The following is a 15,451-nucleotide window of genomic DNA, read 5'->3' as shown; positions in this document are numbered from 1 at the left end:
GGCACCCGCACTGTGAGCCGGTAGAGGCAGGCAAAGGGCCGCCATGGGGGCGGGGAAGGGAAGCCGGCGGGAAGGTGGCGGACCTGTCAGAACGATCAGTGTCCGCGCCCGGCCGCAGCCGGGCGGGAAGGGAACTAGACCTGGCTGCCGAGCTGTTCGGCGCGACGCAGCCAGCCCTGGCGCTGTTCCTCGCTGGAACTGCGCATCGGCGCGAACTCTTCCAGGCGGCGGGTGGCGATGCCACAGGCGCCGAGCACGCTGCGCACCATCTGCCGGTGCGCCGGCGGGCCCTTGAGGAAGCGCAGCCGCGACAGCGGCTGGTCGTGGCAGACCAGCAGGTCGGCGCTGCGCCCGCCCAGCAGTTGCTCCCAGTCCTTGTCCTGGGTGCCGCGGTAGCGGAAGGCGAAGCCCGGCTGCAGGGCGCGGTCGAAGAAGCCCTGCAGCAGCGCCGGCAGGCCGCCCCACCAGACCGGGTAGACGAACACCAGGTGCTCGGCCCAGTGGATCTGCCGCTGCGCTTCCAGCAGGTCGGGTTCGAGCACCTGGCTCTGTTCGTAGCCTTCGTGGAGGATCGGGTCGAAGGCTAGTTCGCCCAGCTTCAGTTCGCGCACCACGTGATCCTTGCTGCGCGCGCCCTGGGCGTAGCATTCGGCGAGCAGGTGGCAGAAGCTCTTGCGCTTGGGCGAGCCGACGAGCAGCAGGATGCGCTTGCCGTCGCCTTCCAGCGGGGTGGCGCCGGTCTTGGCGGTTTCAACCATGGTGGCCGGCCTCCAGCATCTGCTCCGGCCGTACCCATTCGTCGAACTGCGCTTCGTCCAGGTAGCCCAGCTGCAGCGCCGCGGCGCGCAGGGTGGTGCCTTCGGCGTAGGCCTTCTTGGCGATTTCGGCGGCCTTGTCGTAGCCGATGTGCGGGTTCAGTGCGGTGACCAGCATCAGGCCGCGCTCCAGCAGGTCGGCCATGCGCTGGGCGTCCGGCTCCAGGCCGGCGACGCAATGCTTGTTGAAGTTGCGGCAGCCGTCGGCGAGCAGGCGGATGGACTCCAGCAGGTTGTAGACGATCACCGGCTTGAACACGTTGAGTTGCAGATGGCCCTGGCTGGCGGCGAAGGAAATCGTGCTGTCGTTGCCCATGACCTGGCAGGCCAGCATCGACAGCGCCTCGCACTGGGTCGGGTTGACCTTGCCGGGCATGATCGAGCTGCCCGGCTCGTTGGCCGGCAGCTTCACCTCGGCGAAGCCGGCGCGTGGGCCTGAGCCGAGCAGGCGCAGGTCGTTGGCGATCTTCATCAGGGCCACCGCCAGGCTCTTCAGGGCGCCGGAGAGGATGACCAGCGGCTCGTGGCCGGCCAGGGCGGCGAACTTGTTCGGCGCGGCGACGAAGGGCAGGCCCGATTCGGCGGCGATTTCCGCGGCGATGGCGTCGGCGAAGCCCTTCGGCGCGTTGAGCCCGGTGCCCACCGCGGTGCCGCCCTGGGCCAACTGGTAGACCGCCGGCAGCGCCGCGCGGATGGCGCGCTCGGCGTAGTCGAGCTGGGCGACGAAGGCCGAGAGTTCCTGGCCGAAGGTGATCGGCGTGGCGTCCATCAGGTGGGTGCGCCCGGTCTTGACCAGGCTGGCGTGCCGCGCCGACTGTTCGGCGAGACCGCCGGAAAGCTCGGCGATGGCCGGCAGCAATTGTTCGTGCACGGTCTTGGCGGCGGCGATGTGCATGGCGGTGGGGAAGCTGTCGTTGGAACTCTGCGCGCGGTTGACGTGGTCGTTGGGATGCACCGGCGACTTGCCGCCGCGCGGATTGCCGGCCAGTTCGTTGGCGCGGCCGGCGATCACCTCGTTGACGTTCATGTTGGTCTGGGTGCCGCTGCCGGTCTGCCAGACCACCAGCGGGAAGTGTTCGTCGTGGCGGCCTGCGAGGACCTCGTCGGCGGCCTGTTCGATCAACCGGGCGACTTCCGGCGGCAGTTCGCCGAGGTGGTCGTTGACCCGCGCGGCGGCTTTCTTGATCAGCGCCAGGGCGTGGATCACGGCGAGCGGCATGCGCTGGCCGCCGATGGCGAAGTTCTCCAGCGAGCGCTGGGTCTGGGCGCCCCAGTAGGCGTCGTCGGGCACCTCGATGGTGCCCAGGCTATCGGTTTCGGTCCGGCTCATGAGTGTTCTCCAGGGTGCGTATCCGGCAGTTTAGGCCTTCGCTCCCGCCTTGGGTTCCGCTGCCGTCGCTTCCTCGTGGGCATTTTTCGCCGCGCTGCGGGTCGGAAATAGATTGCCCGCCGCCGGCGTCACCAGCGCGCGCGGGTCGAACCGATCCAGCCGAGGGCGCCGTCCACCGGCACGCAGTCGCCGTCGTCGTGGCGCAGGGTGCCGTTGAAACGGCCGAACCACTGGCGGGTATTGGCATAGAACAGGCCGACGCTGGGCCGCGCCTGGTGCAGCTGTTCGGGACGGAAGAGCAGCTCGACGCGACCGCAGGCGCTGTCCAGGCGCCATTCGGCCAGCGGGTCGCGAGGCTCGCGGATGTGCACGTCGTCGAGCACGCGGCTGAGCTTGCCGCCGAACCACAGGGCGTTCTCGCGCAGGTCGCTGGCTTCGGTCCAGCCGGTGCCGAAGTTGCCGGCGATGCCGCCGGGGGCGGCGAAGGCGGCGCGGGTCCAGTAGGTATGCAGCGGCCAGACGCCGCGGCCGAAGTCCAGCGCGGCGAAGCTCTGGCCCGCCTGGCAGTCGTAGCGCCGGCGGCCGAGTTGCAGGCAGCCGCTGATCGGCAGGCCGAGCTGGCGGCTACAGGCATGGAAGGTGTGTTCGCCCATCGGCACCACCAGGTTCACCGACTCCAGGTGCGACGGTCGTCGCACTTCCAGCGCCAGCTCCAGCGGCAGGCCGCCGAGGTCCGGGGCCTGGCCGGTGACGCGCAGGCGCCCGGGCTGTTCGTCGAAGCGCAATTGCAGGCGGGGATGCTCGAAGGCATGGCTGGCCTGCGGCTCGTCGGGCAACTGGCAGCCGAGGCCGAAGAAGCGGATCTGCGTGTGCGCTACCGCCTGGCCGCTGTCCAGGTCGAGGAAATAGGCGGCGCCGTAGGTCAGGTAGTCGAGGTCGGCGATGGTCAGCGAGAGCATCCAGCCGGGGCTGACGATGCACCAGTGGTTCCAGCGCTTGCGCCGGCCGAAGTGGCCGGGGATGTGGCAGAGCACCCGCGGCCGGGCGGACCAGCCGACCGCCCGGGGATCGAGCCGGCCGTGGCTGTCGCAGAGGTTGCGCAGGGGCGGGGGCGATACGGCGAGGGTATCGGCGGCGGTTCCGTTCATCTAACACATCCATGTGACAGGCTGACGCAAGCATGCCGGCTGCGGAAGGAAGGCGGCAAGTACCCACTACAGAACTGATAGTAGACGGCATGGAGCGGGCGGGCGCCGGATAGGATTCTCCCGATATTCGGCGCCGCGCTTGAGCGGATTTCGAACTTAGGCGCAGAATGTCGGGTCCCACGGACACATCTACCCAACCTCAAGGATTTTCCATGACCCGTCTTCGCCTCATCGGCAGCGCCGTGCTGCTCAGCCTCAGCTCCATGGCCATGGCCGATTCCGCCAGCCAGGCCGAGCAATTCCTCAAGCTGGTCCATGCCGACAAGCTGACGGTCCCGGTCTATGCCCAGGTGCAGCAGATGCTGGCCCAGCGCTTCGCCCAGGCCAAGGCGCCGGAGAGCAAGAAGGCGGTTCTCGAGCGTTACCAGGCCAAGGCCAATGCCGAACTGGACCGCGCCATCGGCTGGGACAAGATCAAGCCCGAGCTGATCAAGCTCTACACCACCAACTTCACCGAGTCCGAGCTGAAGGACCTGAATGCCTTCTACCAGTCGCCGCTGGGCAAGAAGGTGCTGGAGAAGATGCCGCGCCTGACCGCCGAATCCGCCCAACTGACCCAGGCCAAGCTGCAAGGCGCCGTCGAGCCGGTGAACAAGCTGATGGCCGACATGGACAAGGAACTCGGCGTCGCCGCGCCGGCCCAGAAGAAAAAGTGAGTTGTGATTCGCGATGAGCATGCGTGACCGTATCCAGACCGCCCTGCAGCCCCTCGATCCGCAACACGTCGAGGTGCTCGACGAGAGCCACATGCACAGCCGCGGGCTGGAGACCCACTTCAAGGTGGTGCTGGTCAGCCCGCAGTTCGCCGGGTTGAACGCGGTGAAGCGGCACCAGAAGGTATATGCCACCCTCGGTGGGTTGATGGGCGAGTTCCACGCCCTGGCGCTGCATACCTTCACCCCTGAGGAGTGGAGCCAGGCTGCGGTGCCGTCCTCGCCGACCTGCCGCGGCGGGAGCAAGCACGACATACCCTGAGACGGCGTCCGTCGCGGCGGGGTGCAGAGCCTGCCCCTGCTGCGCTAGACTACGCACCCAGCGCCGGCCTTCCGCCGGCGTTGTCGTTTCCATGGCGCCAGCGGCTGGCGCTTTTCGTTCCGGTCCGCCCTTTACGCGGGCGACCACCTGGAGGCTATATCCCCATGACATCCATCGTCGTGGCGGCGCTGTACAAGTTCGTGACTCTCGACGATTACGTGGCGCTGCGTGAACCCCTGCTGCAAACCCTGCTCGACAACGGTGTGAAAGGCACCTTGCTGCTGGCCGAGGAAGGCATCAACGGCACCGTCTCCGGTAGCCGCGAAGGCATCGATGCGCTGTTCGCCTGGCTGCGCAGCGATCCCCGGCTGGCCGATATCGAGCACAAGGAATCCTACTGCGACGAACAGCCGTTCTACCGCACCAAGGTCAAGCTGAAGAAGGAAATCGTCACCCTCGGCGTGCCTGGCGTCGATCCGAACAAGCAGGTCGGCCAGTATGTCGAGGCGAAGGACTGGAATGCCCTGATCAGCGATCCGGAAGTCCTGCTGATCGATACCCGCAACGACTACGAGGTGGCGATCGGCACCTTCGAGGGCGCGGTCGATCCGAAGACCAGGTCGTTCCGCGAGTTCCCCGAGTACATCAAGGCCCACTACGACCCGGCGCGGCACAAGAAGGTGGCGATGTTCTGCACCGGCGGCATCCGCTGCGAGAAGGCTTCCAGCTACATGCTCGGCGCCGGTTTCGAGGAGGTCTTCCACCTCAGGGGCGGCATCCTCAAGTACCTCGAAGAGGTGCCGCAGGAACAGAGCCTGTGGCGCGGCGACTGCTTCGTATTCGACAACCGCGTGACCGTGCGCCACGATCTTAGCGAGGGCGAGTACGATCAGTGCCACGCCTGCCGCAACCCGGTCTCGCTGGAGGACCGCCAGTCCGAGCACTACGTGCCCGGCATCAGCTGTCCGCACTGCTGGGACTCGCTGAGCGAGAAGACCCGCGCCGGCGCCCGCGAGCGGCAGAAACAGATCGAACTGGCGCGGCAGCGCAACCAGCCGCACCCGCTCGGTCGCGATCCGCGCCAGTCCACGCTGGAGAACTGAACCTTGGCCAAGGCCCGCCTGCTGTACGTGATGGACCCCATGTGCTCCTGGTGCTGGGGCTTCGCCCCGGTCGCCGAGGCGCTGTCCCGGCAGGCGGCCGCCGACGGCGTCGCTTTTCACCTGGTAGCCGGTGGCCTGCGCGCCGGCCACGGCGCGGCGCTCGACCCGAATACCCGCGGCTACATCCTCGGCCACTGGCAGACCGTGCAGCAGACCACCGGCCAGCCGTTCCGCTTCGACGACGCGTTGCCCGAAGGCTTCGTCTATGACACCGAGCCGGCCTGCCGGGCCCTGGTGGCGGCGCGCAGCCTCGACGAGGAAAGCGCCTGGCCGCTGGTGAGGGCGATCCAGCGGGCGTTCTACGCCGAGGGTCGCGATGTCACCCAGGCGGCGGTGCTCGCCGACCTGGCGGAAGCGGTGGGAATTCCACGCATCGAGTTCGCCGCGGTCTTCGACAGCGGCGAGGCGCGTGACGCCACCGCCGCCGATTTCGCCTGGGTCCAGGATCTTGGCATCGCCGGGTTCCCGACCCTGCTGGCCGAGCGCAACGGCCAACTGGCGTTGCTCACCAACGGCTACCAGCCGCTTGCCGAACTTTCACCCTTGCTCGGCCGCTGGCTGGAACGGGGCCGGCATGAGTGAGCGCGGAGACCGCCTGAGCTGGGCGGAGATTCGTCGACTCGCACTGCGCCACAAGAAAGCCCTGTTGCTCGCCAACCTGGTGGCGGTGCTGGCCACCCTCTGCACCGTGCCGATCCCCTTGCTGCTGCCGTTGCTGGTGGACGAAGTGCTGCTCGGCAAGGGCGACGGCGCGCTGCGTTTCATGGACCGCCTGTTGCCCGCCGACTGGCAGGTGGCGTTCGGCTACATCGGCCTGATGCTGGCGGCGACCCTCCTGTTGCGGGGGGCGGCGCTGGTGTTCAACGTGCTCCAGGCGAAGCTGTTCGCGCGGCTGTCCAAGGACATCGTCTACCGCATCCGCCTGCGTCTGATCGAGCGCCTCCGGCATATCGCCCTGGGCGAATACGAAACCCTCGGCGGCGGTTCGATCAGCGCCCACCTGGTGACCGACCTGGACACCCTGGACAAGTTCGTCGGGGAAACCCTCAGCCGCTTCCTGGTCGCCTTGCTGACGCTGCTCGGCACCGCCGCGATCCTGGTCTGGATGCACTGGCAGCTGGCCTTGCTGATCCTGCTGTTCAACCCTCTGGTGATCTGGTCTACGGTACAACTGGGCAAGCGCGTCAAGCACCTCAAGAAGCTCGAGAACGACAGCACCGCGCGCTTCACCCAGGCGCTCACCGAGACCCTCGAGGCGATCCAGGAAGTCCGCGCCGGCAATCGCCAGGGCTATTTCCTCGGCCGCCTCGGCCATCGCGCCCAGGAAGTCCGCGACTACGCTGTGGCCTCGCAATGGAAAAGCGACGCCGCCGGGCGCGCCAGCGGCCTGCTGTTCCAGTTCGGCATCGATGTGTTCCGCGCCGCGGCGATGCTTACCGTGCTGCTCTCGGACCTGTCGATCGGCCAGATGCTCGCGGTGTTCAGCTACCTCTGGTTCATGATCGGTCCGGTCGAACAGCTGCTCGGCCTGCAATACGCCTACTACGCCGCTGGCGGCGCGTTGCAGCGGATCAACGAGTTGCTGGCGCGGGCCGACGAGCCGCGCTACCCGCCGCTGCGCGATCCGTTCGCCGGCCGCACGACCGTTGGCATCGAGGTGCGCGGGCTGGATTTCGCCTACGGCGAGGACAAGGTCCTGGAGCAGTTGGACCTGAACATCGGCGCCGGCGAGAAGGTTGCCCTGGTCGGCGCCAGCGGCGGCGGCAAGAGCACGCTGGTGCAACTGCTACTCGGCCTCTACAGTGCGCAGCGCGGCAGCATCCGCTACGGCGGGGTGCCCCTGGAGGAAATCGGCCTGGACTGCGTGCGCGAACATGTCGCGGTGGTTCTCCAGCATCCGGCGCTGTTCAACGACAGCGTGCGGGCCAACCTGACCATGGGCCGCGAACGCAGCGACCAGGCCTGCTGGCGGGCTTTGGAGATCGCCCAGTTGGCCGACGGCGTGCGGCGCCTGCCGCAGGGGCTGGACACCGTGGTCGGGCGTTCCGGGGTGCGCCTGTCGGGCGGTCAGCGGCAGCGCCTGGCGATCGCCCGGATGATCCTCGCCGAGCCCAGGGTGGTGATCCTCGACGAGGCCACCTCGGCCCTCGACGCCGCTACCGAGTACGCCCTGCACCAGGCGCTCGGCGACTTCCTCGAAGGCCGCACCACATTGATCGTGGCTCATCGGCTGTCGGCGGTGAAGCAGGCCGACCGGGTCCTGGTCTTCGATGGCGGGCATATCGCCGAAGACGGCGACCACCAGCAACTGATCGCCGAAGGCGGCCTCTACGCCCGGCTCTACGGACATCTGCAACAGATGTGAGGCGCCAGGCTGTCGCCTGGCGGTTTTTCTCGTATATTCCATATAAGACATCCGGTTTTTATTGGCTGCGGCAATAAAAAACGCTGTCTGTTCCGCCAGGTGCAGGGCAGGTTCGGCAAACAGCCACTAGACTCCTACTGTTTGCCGGGTGTCCGCCTCCTCCAGCGTCGTGGCTGCCGGCAGGCAAGGCCTCGGGAGTTCTGCGACGGGATCTTGAGCGGCCGACAGGTGATGCAGTCAGGGGTGACGGAGACGGCACCCGATCGCTTAGCGCCAGTTTGAATGGTAGATGGAATGAGGCAGAACCGGACTCTCGACAAGCCCCGCCTGCTCGGCCTGGTATGGCCCTTCATCGTCGTGGTGCTGTTGCAGGCCATGCTGGCGGGCGGCAGTCTCTACGTCCTCTCCGCGGTGCGCAGCTATGTCGGCGGCGAAAGCCTCTGGTCGAAGGGCCAGAAGGATGCCATCTACTATCTCACCCTCTATAGCCGACTCACGCGCCGACGAAGACTTCCGCCGCTACGAGGAGGCCATCGCGATCCCCCTCGGCGACCGCGAGATGCGCCTTGCCCTGGACCAGCCCGACCCGGACATCGAGGCGGCCCGCCAGGGCATCCTCAAGGGCGGCAACCATGCCGACGACGTTACCGCGATCATCTGGCTGTACCGCAACTTCCACGACTTCAGTTACTTCGAGCGCGCCATCGAGCTGTGGCTGGTGGGCGACAAGTACGTCATGGAACTGATCGACGTCGCCGGCAAGATGCGCGCGGGCATCGGCACCGGGCAGGCCAGTGCCGAGCAGGTGCAACAGTGGAAGACCGAGATCCACGCGATCAACGAGAAGGTCACGCCGGCGGCCAAGGCCTTCAGCGACGCCCTCGGCGAGGGCTCGCGGGCCTTGCTCAGGCTGCTGCTGGTGGCCAACCTGACCACCGCCAGCGTGCTCATCCTCCTGGCGTTCCTGCGTACCCGGCAACAACTGATGCAGCGCCAGGAAGTGGAGAACGCCCTCGATGCCGAGCGCGAACGGGCCCAGATCACCCTGGCCTCGATCGGCGACGGAGTGATCACCGCCGACACCCAGGGGGGCATTTCCTACCTCAACCCGGCCGCCGAGCAGATGACCAACTGGACGCTGGACAAGGCCCGCGGCCTGCCCCTGGCGTCGCTGTTCCGGATCGTCGACGAAAGCTCGCGGGAGGAGGGCATGCTGCTGATCGAGCAGATCCTCAGCGGCGAGATCGACGGCGGCCGCGAGCATTCCAAGCTGGTCCTGCGCCACGACGGCAGCAGCGTGCCGGTGACCCTGGTGGGCGCGCCGATCCATCGCGGCGGCGAGATCACCGGGGTGGTCCTGGTGCTTCACGACATGACCCGCGAGCGCCAGTATATGGCGCGCCTGTCCTGGCAGGCGACCCACGATGCGTTGACCGGGCTGACCAACCGCCGCGAGTTCGAGTATCGCCTGCAGATAGCGCTGGAACGCCTGGAGCGCAACAGCGGGCGGCACGCCCTGATGTTCCTCGACCTGGACCAGTTCAAGCTGGTCAACGACACCTGCGGCCACGCCGCCGGCGACGAACTGCTGCGCCAGGTCTGCACCCTGCTGCAACAAGGCTTGCGCGAGGGCGACACGCTGGCGCGGCTGGGCGGCGACGAGTTCGGCATCCTGCTGGAGAACTGCCCGGCGGAAAAAGCCGTGGAGATCGCCGACCATCTGCGCAAGACGGTCCAGGACCTGCACTTCACCTGGAGCGGGCAGCCGTTCAACTGCACCGTCAGCGTCGGCCTGGTGCACCTGCTGCCGGGTATCTCGACCCTCGAGGAGGCACTGCGCTCCGCCGACATGGCCTGCTACATGGCCAAGGAAAAGGGGCGCAATCGGGTCCAGGTGTTCCATCAGGACGACGTCGAACTGTCGATGCGCTTCGGCGAGATGACCTGGGTCCAGCGCATCCACCTGGCGCTGGAGGAAGACCGCTTCAGCCTCTATGCCCAGCCCATCGTGCCGCTGGGCGAAGGCGCGGAGGAGGGCTTGCACGTCGAACTGCTGCTGCGCCTGCGCGACGAGGGCGGGCGCCTGGTGCCGCCGCTGAGCTTCATACCCGCCGCCGAGCGCTATGGCCTGATGACGCTGATCGACCGCTGGGTGGTGGAGAATGCCTTCCGCACCCTCGTCGAGCGCGCCCAGGACCCTCGCGCCGAGCCGATCGGCACCTGCGCCATCAACCTCTCCGGCGCGACCATCGGCGACGAGTCGTTCCTGCAGTTCCTCACCGAGCTGTTCGCCCGTTACCGCATTCCGCCGCAGACGATCTGCTTCGAGGTCACCGAAACCGTGGCGGTTGCCAACCTGGCCAGCGCCATCCGCTTCATCAACGAGCTCAAGGACACCGGTTGTCGTTTCTCCCTGGACGATTTCTGCGCCGGCATGTCGTCCTTCATCTACCTCAAGCACCTGCCGGTGGATTACCTGAAGATCGATGGCAGCTTCGTCAAGGACATGCTCGAGGATCCCATCGATCGCGCCATGGTCCAGGTGATCAACCATATCGGCCACGTGATGGGCAAACGTACCATCGCCGAGTTCGTCGAGACCGTCGAAGTGATGGAGGCGCTGCGCGAGATCGGCATCGACTATGCCCAGGGCCTGGCCATCGGCGCGCCCCTGCCGTTCAGTCGCCAGCCTCCGGGCGCAGGGCTGGATGCCCAGGGCCTGTGGCCGAGCCTCGGACAGAACCTCCGGTAGGTGACCGCGGAGCGAAGAAAGAGTAGTTTCGCTGCTATGAGGCCGTTGCCGAGAAGAAGAGAAGGGAGACGGGTGTGAGCGAGTTCTTTGACCGTACGGGCCCCTTGCAGGAGGCGGGAAGCTATCCGCAGTGGGCGCAGCAACTGATCGTCGACTGCCAGGCGAGCAAGGACCGGGTTTCCGGCCACGAGCTGTACCGGCGCATGCGCGACGCCGAGCTGAGCCCGGCGCTGATGCGCCTGTACCTGATCGGCGGCTGGCCGGTGGTCGAGCAGTTCCCCTTGTACATGTCGCAGAACCTGCTGAAGACCCGTTTCGCCCGCCATCCCGGCGAAGACATGGCGCGCCGCTGGCTGATGCGCAATATTCGGGTCGAACTCAACCACGCCGACTACTGGCTGCACTGGGCCGAGGCCCACGGCGTGAGCCTGGCCGAGATCCAGGCGCAAGACGTGCCGGCCGAACTGCACGCGCTCAGCCACTGGTGCTGGCACACCTGCGCCAGCGACTCACTGCCGGTGGCCATGGCCGCCACCAACTACGCCATCGAAGGCGTCACTGGCGAGTGGTCGGCGCTGGTCTGTTCGAACGGCGTCTACGAAAACGCCTTCCCCAAGGAAGGCCGCAAGCGCGCCATGAAGTGGCTCAAGCTCCACGCCCAGTACGACGATGCCCACCCCTGGGAGGCGCTGGAGATCATCTGCACCCTGGCCGGCACCAATCCCAGCGCCGAGCTGCGCCGGCAACTGCGCGACGCGATCTGCAAGAGCTACGACTACATGTACCTGTTCCTCGAGCGCTGCATGCAGCTGGAGGAGGCGCGCAGCGCCCGCAAGCTCGCGGTCGGCGCGGAGTAGTCTTGCGCGCAGCGGAATCCCGGCGTGTTCTGCCGGGATTCCGCTGGTCCTCAAGGCACCAGGATGATCTTCTCGCAGGTGCCTTCGTTCACTGCCCGGTACTGCTCAACGCCCTGCTCCAGCGGGACTTCCCGCAGCCCGTCCGGCAGCGGCAGGCGGCCCTGGTCGAACAGCTTGCCGAAGGCGTCGAGGAAGCCTGCGCAGGCTTCCACGCCATAGAGCAGCGAGTTGATCCCCACCACCGAGCCACCGCGGCGGTACAGGTTCAATGCGGGTAGGCGCACATGGCCGTCGGCCGGTGCGGCGATGATCGCCAGGCGACCGAAGGCGGCCAGCGCCGGGACCGCCGCCTCGAGCCAGAAACCGGTCGTATCGAAGATCACCTCGGCACCGCCGGGGAAGATCCCTTCCACCTGTGCTGCCAGTTCGGCCGGCTCGCCCAGCAGCAGCGCGGCGATGCCCTGCGCTTCCAGCGCCTGGCGTTGCTCCTCGCGCCGCACCGCGCCGATCGCTTCGGCCCCCAGGGCCTTGGCCAGCGCCAGCGCGGCCTTGCCGACCGCGCCGCTGGCGCCGATTACCAGGAGCCGGGTGCCGGCCTTGACCTGGCTGCGTTGCAGGGCGTCCCAGGCGGTGCTGTAGGGCACCCCGCAACTGGCGGCCTGGGCGAAGCTCAGGCTTTCCGGCTTGAGCGCGACGCCGGCGGCCGGCAGGGTCAGGAACTGCGCGTGGCTGCCGTCGCGGAAGAATCCTGGCTCCCGCCCGGTGCCCCAGACCGCCTGGCCGAGCAGGGCCTTCGGTCCCTCCACCACCACCCCGGCGAAGTCGCGGCCCGGTACCCGGGGCAGGGTGGTATAGGGGAAGCGGCCGAGGACGTTCTTCACGTCGCTCGGATTCAGCCCGGCGGCGCGGATTTCCACCCGCACCTCATCGGCGGCGGGAAGCGGATCGGGCATGTCCACCAGCTTGAGGGCGGCGAGGTCGCCGGTACGGTCGAATTGCAGTGCTTTCATCGGGGGCTCCGTGTCGTCGCGGCGATCAGTGCAGCCACTGCTGCAGCAGGTCGCGGCCAAGGGGGAAAAGCTGTTCGCCGAGCTGCATGCCAAGCAGGCCGACCAGGGCGATGGCGGGTGGCGCCGGCGAGCGGAAGTCGAGTACGGCGTAGAGCAGGCCGACCAGCAGGCCGATGCCGAGGGAGATCAGGTAGTTCATGGCGGCTGACAGGGACGGTGAACGATGGTGCCAGTCTAGTTGGCCGAAAAAACATCTATCGGCCAATCGCTATCGAATACCGGTCAAGGCTGGAACGGTTGGTGATGCTCGGCCCTGTACTCGGTGGGAGAGACGCCCAGCTCGCGGCGGAACATGTCGCTGAAGGCGCTCGGCGTATATCCCAGGGCATGGGCGATGCCTGCCACCGGACGGCCATCGATCAGTGCGGCGGCGGCGGTCGCCAGCTGCACCTGCCGCCGCCAGTCGGCGAAGCCCATACCCAGGCTGCGCTGGAACAGGCGCGAGAGGGTCCGCACGCTGGCCCCGGCGTCTTCGGCCAGGCGCTCCAGGCCGATGTCCAGGGAGGGATTGGCCATCACCGCCTGGCACAGCGCGAGCAGGCGCCTGTCGGAGGCGTCCGGCAGCGGTACGCGGAGGCTGGAACGGCGCGCGCGACCGAGTTCGAGCACGGCGAGATCGGCCAGCGCCCCATAGTAGTGGGGGTCGCTCTGTCGTTCCTGCTCCACCAGGCTGACGATCAGCTCGCGCAGCAGCGGGCCGACCACCAGCACCAGGGTGCGGTCCTCCAGGCCGCGGGAGAGTTCCGGGCTCAGGTAGATGTTGCGCATCTGCAACTCGGAGGCGACCCGCACCGCATGGCGCAGGCCCGGTGGCAACCAGACCGCCCGTTGCGGCGGGACCGGCAGGGCCTCGTCGGGCGTCTCCAGCCACATCATCCCGGACACCGCATAGAGCACCTGGCCCCAGGCGTGCTCGTGGGCATCGACGCGGTGCCCGGCAGGATAGCTGCGGGCGACGCCGCGCAGGGGCCGGCGACTGTCGCTCAGGTCGGGTGGGGCGGGTCGTGCCATGGGAATGCCGTCGCGGAGGAAAGACGCAGGTTAACCGCTTGACGCCGATCATGCAGCGCCGGCTTTCAGCGCAGCCGTGACAGCGCTGCTGGCAGCTTTTCGCACCGCACTGTAAAGATAATTTTACGAAGACCGGGCGTTCGCCATGCATGCCGCCGGCGCGTAAGGAATAGTTGCCAGAAACCCTGCGCCAGGCCCTGCGCCGGGCCCTGCCGACGGCTTGTCCGCCGCGCCGCCACGGGGTGAGATGAAGGCATCTCCCATGTCGCCGGCCGCCTGGACCGGCGGCGGTCCATTCAACAAGAACAACGAGGAGGCCGGATGAACGCCGTGGCCAAGATCGAACAGCACAATCCCATCGGTACCGACGGATTCGAATTCGTCGAGTTCACCGCCCCCGACGCCAAGGGCATCGAGCAGCTGCGCCAGCTGTTCAACATGATGGGCTTCACCGAAACCGCTAAGCATCGTTCCAAGGAAGTCTTCCTGTTCCAGCAGAACGATATCAACATCGTGCTCAACGGCAGCCCGACCGGGCATGTCCATGAATTCGCCCTCAAGCACGGCCCGAGCGCCTGCGCCATGGCCTTCCGGGTGAAGAACGCTTCCCAGGCCGCCGCCTACGCCGAATCCCAGGGCGCCAAGCTGGTGGGCAGCCACGCCAACTTCGGCGAGCTGAACATCCCTTCCCTGGAAGGCATCGGCGGTTCGCTGCTGTATCTTGTCGACCGCTACGGCGACCGCAGCATCTATGACGTCGACTTCGAGTTCATCGAAGGCCGCAGCGCCAACGACAACTCGGTCGGCCTGACCTACATCGACCACCTGACCCACAACGTCAAGCGCGGCCAGATGGACGTCTGGTCCGGCTTCTACGAGCGCATCGCCAACTTCCGCGAGATTCGCTACTTCGACATCGAAGGCAAGCTCACCGGCCTGTTCTCCCGCGCCATGACCGCGCCTTGCGGGAAGATCCGCATCCCGATCAACGAGTCGGCCGACGATACCTCGCAGATCGAGGAATTCATCCGCGAATACCACGGCGAAGGCATCCAGCACATCGCCCTGACCACCGACGACATCTATGCCACCGTGCGCAAGCTGCGCGCCAACGGCGTGAAGTTCATGTCGACCCCGGACACCTACTACGAGAAGGTCGACACCCGCGTCGCCGGGCATGGCGAGCCGCTCGAGCAACTGCGCGAACTGAACCTGCTGATCGACGGCGCCCCGGGCGACGACGGCATCCTGCTGCAGATCTTCACCGACACGGTGATCGGCCCGATCTTCTTCGAGATCATCCAGCGCAAGGGCAACCAGGGTTTCGGCGAGGGCAATTTCAAGGCCCTGTTCGAGTCCATCGAGGAAGATCAGATTCGCCGCGGCGTGATCTGATCCCGCTGCCGCCAGCCTGTTCCGGGGCTGGCGGTTTTCCTTGCGCTCCGCGTTTCCGTTCCAGCGGCGCCGATCGCGCCAGCCTTGCCCGCACCGCCGAGCCACGAGCCTGGCGGCCCATTCACGTCACGTACAACAACAAACAGGTGACGCATGATCCGTGAGTCCTTCCTTCGCCCAGCCGACCGCCCGCCGCCACGCGCCCCGCATGGCGCCCGCCGTGCGCCTGCCGCCTGAGCCGCACGGCCCCGTTTCGCCTCCGACAACAATAAATTTCCACTTGCGTGAGATAACTCAATGGACGGCCAACATCCGCATTCGGGCGAGCTCAAGCGCGGCCTGAAGAATCGTCACATCCAGTTGATCGCCCTCGGCGGCGCCATCGGCACCGGCCTGTTCCTCGGCTCGGCCGGGGTGCTCAAGTCGGCGGGCCCGTCGATGATCCTCGGCTACGCCATCGCCGGCTTCATCGCTTTCATGATCATGCGCCAGCTCGGCGAGATGATCGTC

The 15,451-nt window shown here is 67.1% G+C and carries 13 protein-coding genes and 2 pseudogenes; 9 read left to right on the top strand and 6 right to left on the bottom strand.

Annotated features, from left to right (window positions below; translation table 11 throughout):
* Nucleotides 1-134: 134 nt before the first annotated feature.
* The 3 genes from HMPREF2924_RS27875 to HMPREF2924_RS27865 form a co-directional block, all read right to left on the bottom strand.
* Complete coding sequence (locus tag HMPREF2924_RS27875) at nt 135-758, bottom strand: NAD(P)H-dependent oxidoreductase (protein ID WP_003134308.1); 624 nt, start codon at nt 756-758, stop codon at nt 135-137.
* Nucleotides 751-2,145 carry a class II fumarate hydratase gene (locus tag HMPREF2924_RS27870; protein WP_003134305.1) on the bottom strand — a complete coding sequence of 465 codons (1,395 nt, stop codon included), beginning with the start codon at nt 2,143-2,145 and terminating at the stop codon, nt 751-753. The genes HMPREF2924_RS27875 and HMPREF2924_RS27870 overlap by 8 nt, the downstream gene beginning before the upstream one ends.
* 128 nt (nt 2,146-2,273) lie before the next feature.
* Nucleotides 2,274-3,293 (bottom strand): DUF2804 domain-containing protein, encoded by a 1,020-nt coding sequence (locus HMPREF2924_RS27865; RefSeq protein WP_003109416.1) that lies wholly within the window; start codon nt 3,291-3,293, stop codon nt 2,274-2,276.
* Nucleotides 3,294-3,460: 167 nt separating this feature from the next.
* Here HMPREF2924_RS27865 and HMPREF2924_RS27860 point away from each other — a divergent pair, with 167 nt between their 5' ends.
* The 7 genes and pseudogenes from HMPREF2924_RS27860 (at nt 3,461) to HMPREF2924_RS27830 (ending at nt 11,465) form a co-directional block, all read left to right on the top strand.
* Nucleotides 3,461-4,009: a DUF2059 domain-containing protein gene (locus HMPREF2924_RS27860; protein ID WP_003120754.1), complete on the top strand. Its 549-nt coding sequence runs from the start codon at nt 3,461-3,463 to the stop codon at nt 4,007-4,009.
* 13 nt (nt 4,010-4,022) lie between these two features.
* Nucleotides 4,023-4,328, top strand: a complete 306-nt coding sequence (locus HMPREF2924_RS27855; protein WP_003109415.1) for a BolA family protein — start codon at nt 4,023-4,025, stop codon at nt 4,326-4,328.
* A 164-nt stretch (nt 4,329-4,492) separates the two neighbouring features.
* Nucleotides 4,493-5,431 (top strand): oxygen-dependent tRNA uridine(34) hydroxylase TrhO, encoded by a 939-nt coding sequence (locus HMPREF2924_RS27850; RefSeq protein ID WP_003109414.1) that lies wholly within the window; start codon nt 4,493-4,495, stop codon nt 5,429-5,431.
* A gap of 39 nt (nt 5,432-5,470) precedes the next feature.
* The gene (locus HMPREF2924_RS27845; protein ID WP_023980573.1) at nt 5,471-6,073 is read left to right on the top strand and encodes a DsbA family protein; all 603 of its coding nucleotides are present in this window, start codon (nt 5,471-5,473) and stop codon (nt 6,071-6,073) included.
* On the top strand, nt 6,066-7,856 hold the full coding sequence (locus tag HMPREF2924_RS27840) for an ABC transporter ATP-binding protein (RefSeq protein WP_003134292.1): 1,791 nt from the start codon (nt 6,066-6,068) through the stop codon (nt 7,854-7,856). The genes HMPREF2924_RS27845 and HMPREF2924_RS27840 overlap by 8 nt, the downstream gene beginning before the upstream one ends.
* Nucleotides 7,857-8,150: 294 nt before the next feature.
* Nucleotides 8,151-10,608: pseudogene (locus tag HMPREF2924_RS27835) on the top strand (EAL domain-containing protein).
* A 74-nt stretch (nt 10,609-10,682) separates the two neighbouring features.
* Nucleotides 10,683-11,465 carry an iron-containing redox enzyme family protein gene (locus tag HMPREF2924_RS27830; protein ID WP_003085869.1) on the top strand — a complete coding sequence of 261 codons (783 nt, stop codon included), beginning with the start codon at nt 10,683-10,685 and terminating at the stop codon, nt 11,463-11,465.
* A 50-nt stretch (nt 11,466-11,515) separates the two neighbouring features.
* Here HMPREF2924_RS27830 and HMPREF2924_RS27825 read toward each other — a convergent pair whose 3' ends face one another.
* From HMPREF2924_RS27825 to HMPREF2924_RS27815, 3 genes are all read right to left on the bottom strand, one after another.
* The gene (locus tag HMPREF2924_RS27825; protein ID WP_003134289.1) at nt 11,516-12,475 is read right to left on the bottom strand and encodes a quinone oxidoreductase family protein; all 960 of its coding nucleotides are present in this window, start codon (nt 12,473-12,475) and stop codon (nt 11,516-11,518) included.
* Between the two features lie 25 nt (nt 12,476-12,500).
* On the bottom strand, nt 12,501-12,674 hold the full coding sequence (locus tag HMPREF2924_RS27820) for a DUF1427 family protein (protein ID WP_003109411.1): 174 nt from the start codon (nt 12,672-12,674) through the stop codon (nt 12,501-12,503).
* Nucleotides 12,675-12,757: 83 nt separating this feature from the next.
* Entirely contained in the window at nt 12,758-13,546 is a 789-nt protein-coding gene (locus tag HMPREF2924_RS27815; RefSeq protein WP_003117130.1) for an AraC family transcriptional regulator, read from the bottom strand.
* 321 nt (nt 13,547-13,867) lie between these two features.
* Between HMPREF2924_RS27815 and hppD the strand changes: the two genes are divergently transcribed.
* Both hppD and HMPREF2924_RS27805 read left to right on the top strand, forming a co-directional pair.
* The gene (gene hppD / locus HMPREF2924_RS27810; RefSeq protein ID WP_003134288.1) at nt 13,868-14,941 is read left to right on the top strand and encodes a 4-hydroxyphenylpyruvate dioxygenase; all 1,074 of its coding nucleotides are present in this window, start codon (nt 13,868-13,870) and stop codon (nt 14,939-14,941) included.
* A gap of 297 nt (nt 14,942-15,238) precedes the next feature.
* Nucleotides 15,239-15,451, top strand: a pseudogene (locus HMPREF2924_RS27805) (aromatic amino acid transporter AroP); the annotation flags it as partial.

Source organism: Pseudomonas sp. HMSC063H08 (genome assembly GCF_001813645.1).
GTDB lineage: Bacteria > Pseudomonadota > Gammaproteobacteria > Pseudomonadales > Pseudomonadaceae > Pseudomonas > Pseudomonas aeruginosa.
The sequence above is the reverse complement of the archived record's forward strand: the minus strand, read 5'-3'. Positions and strand labels throughout refer to the sequence as shown.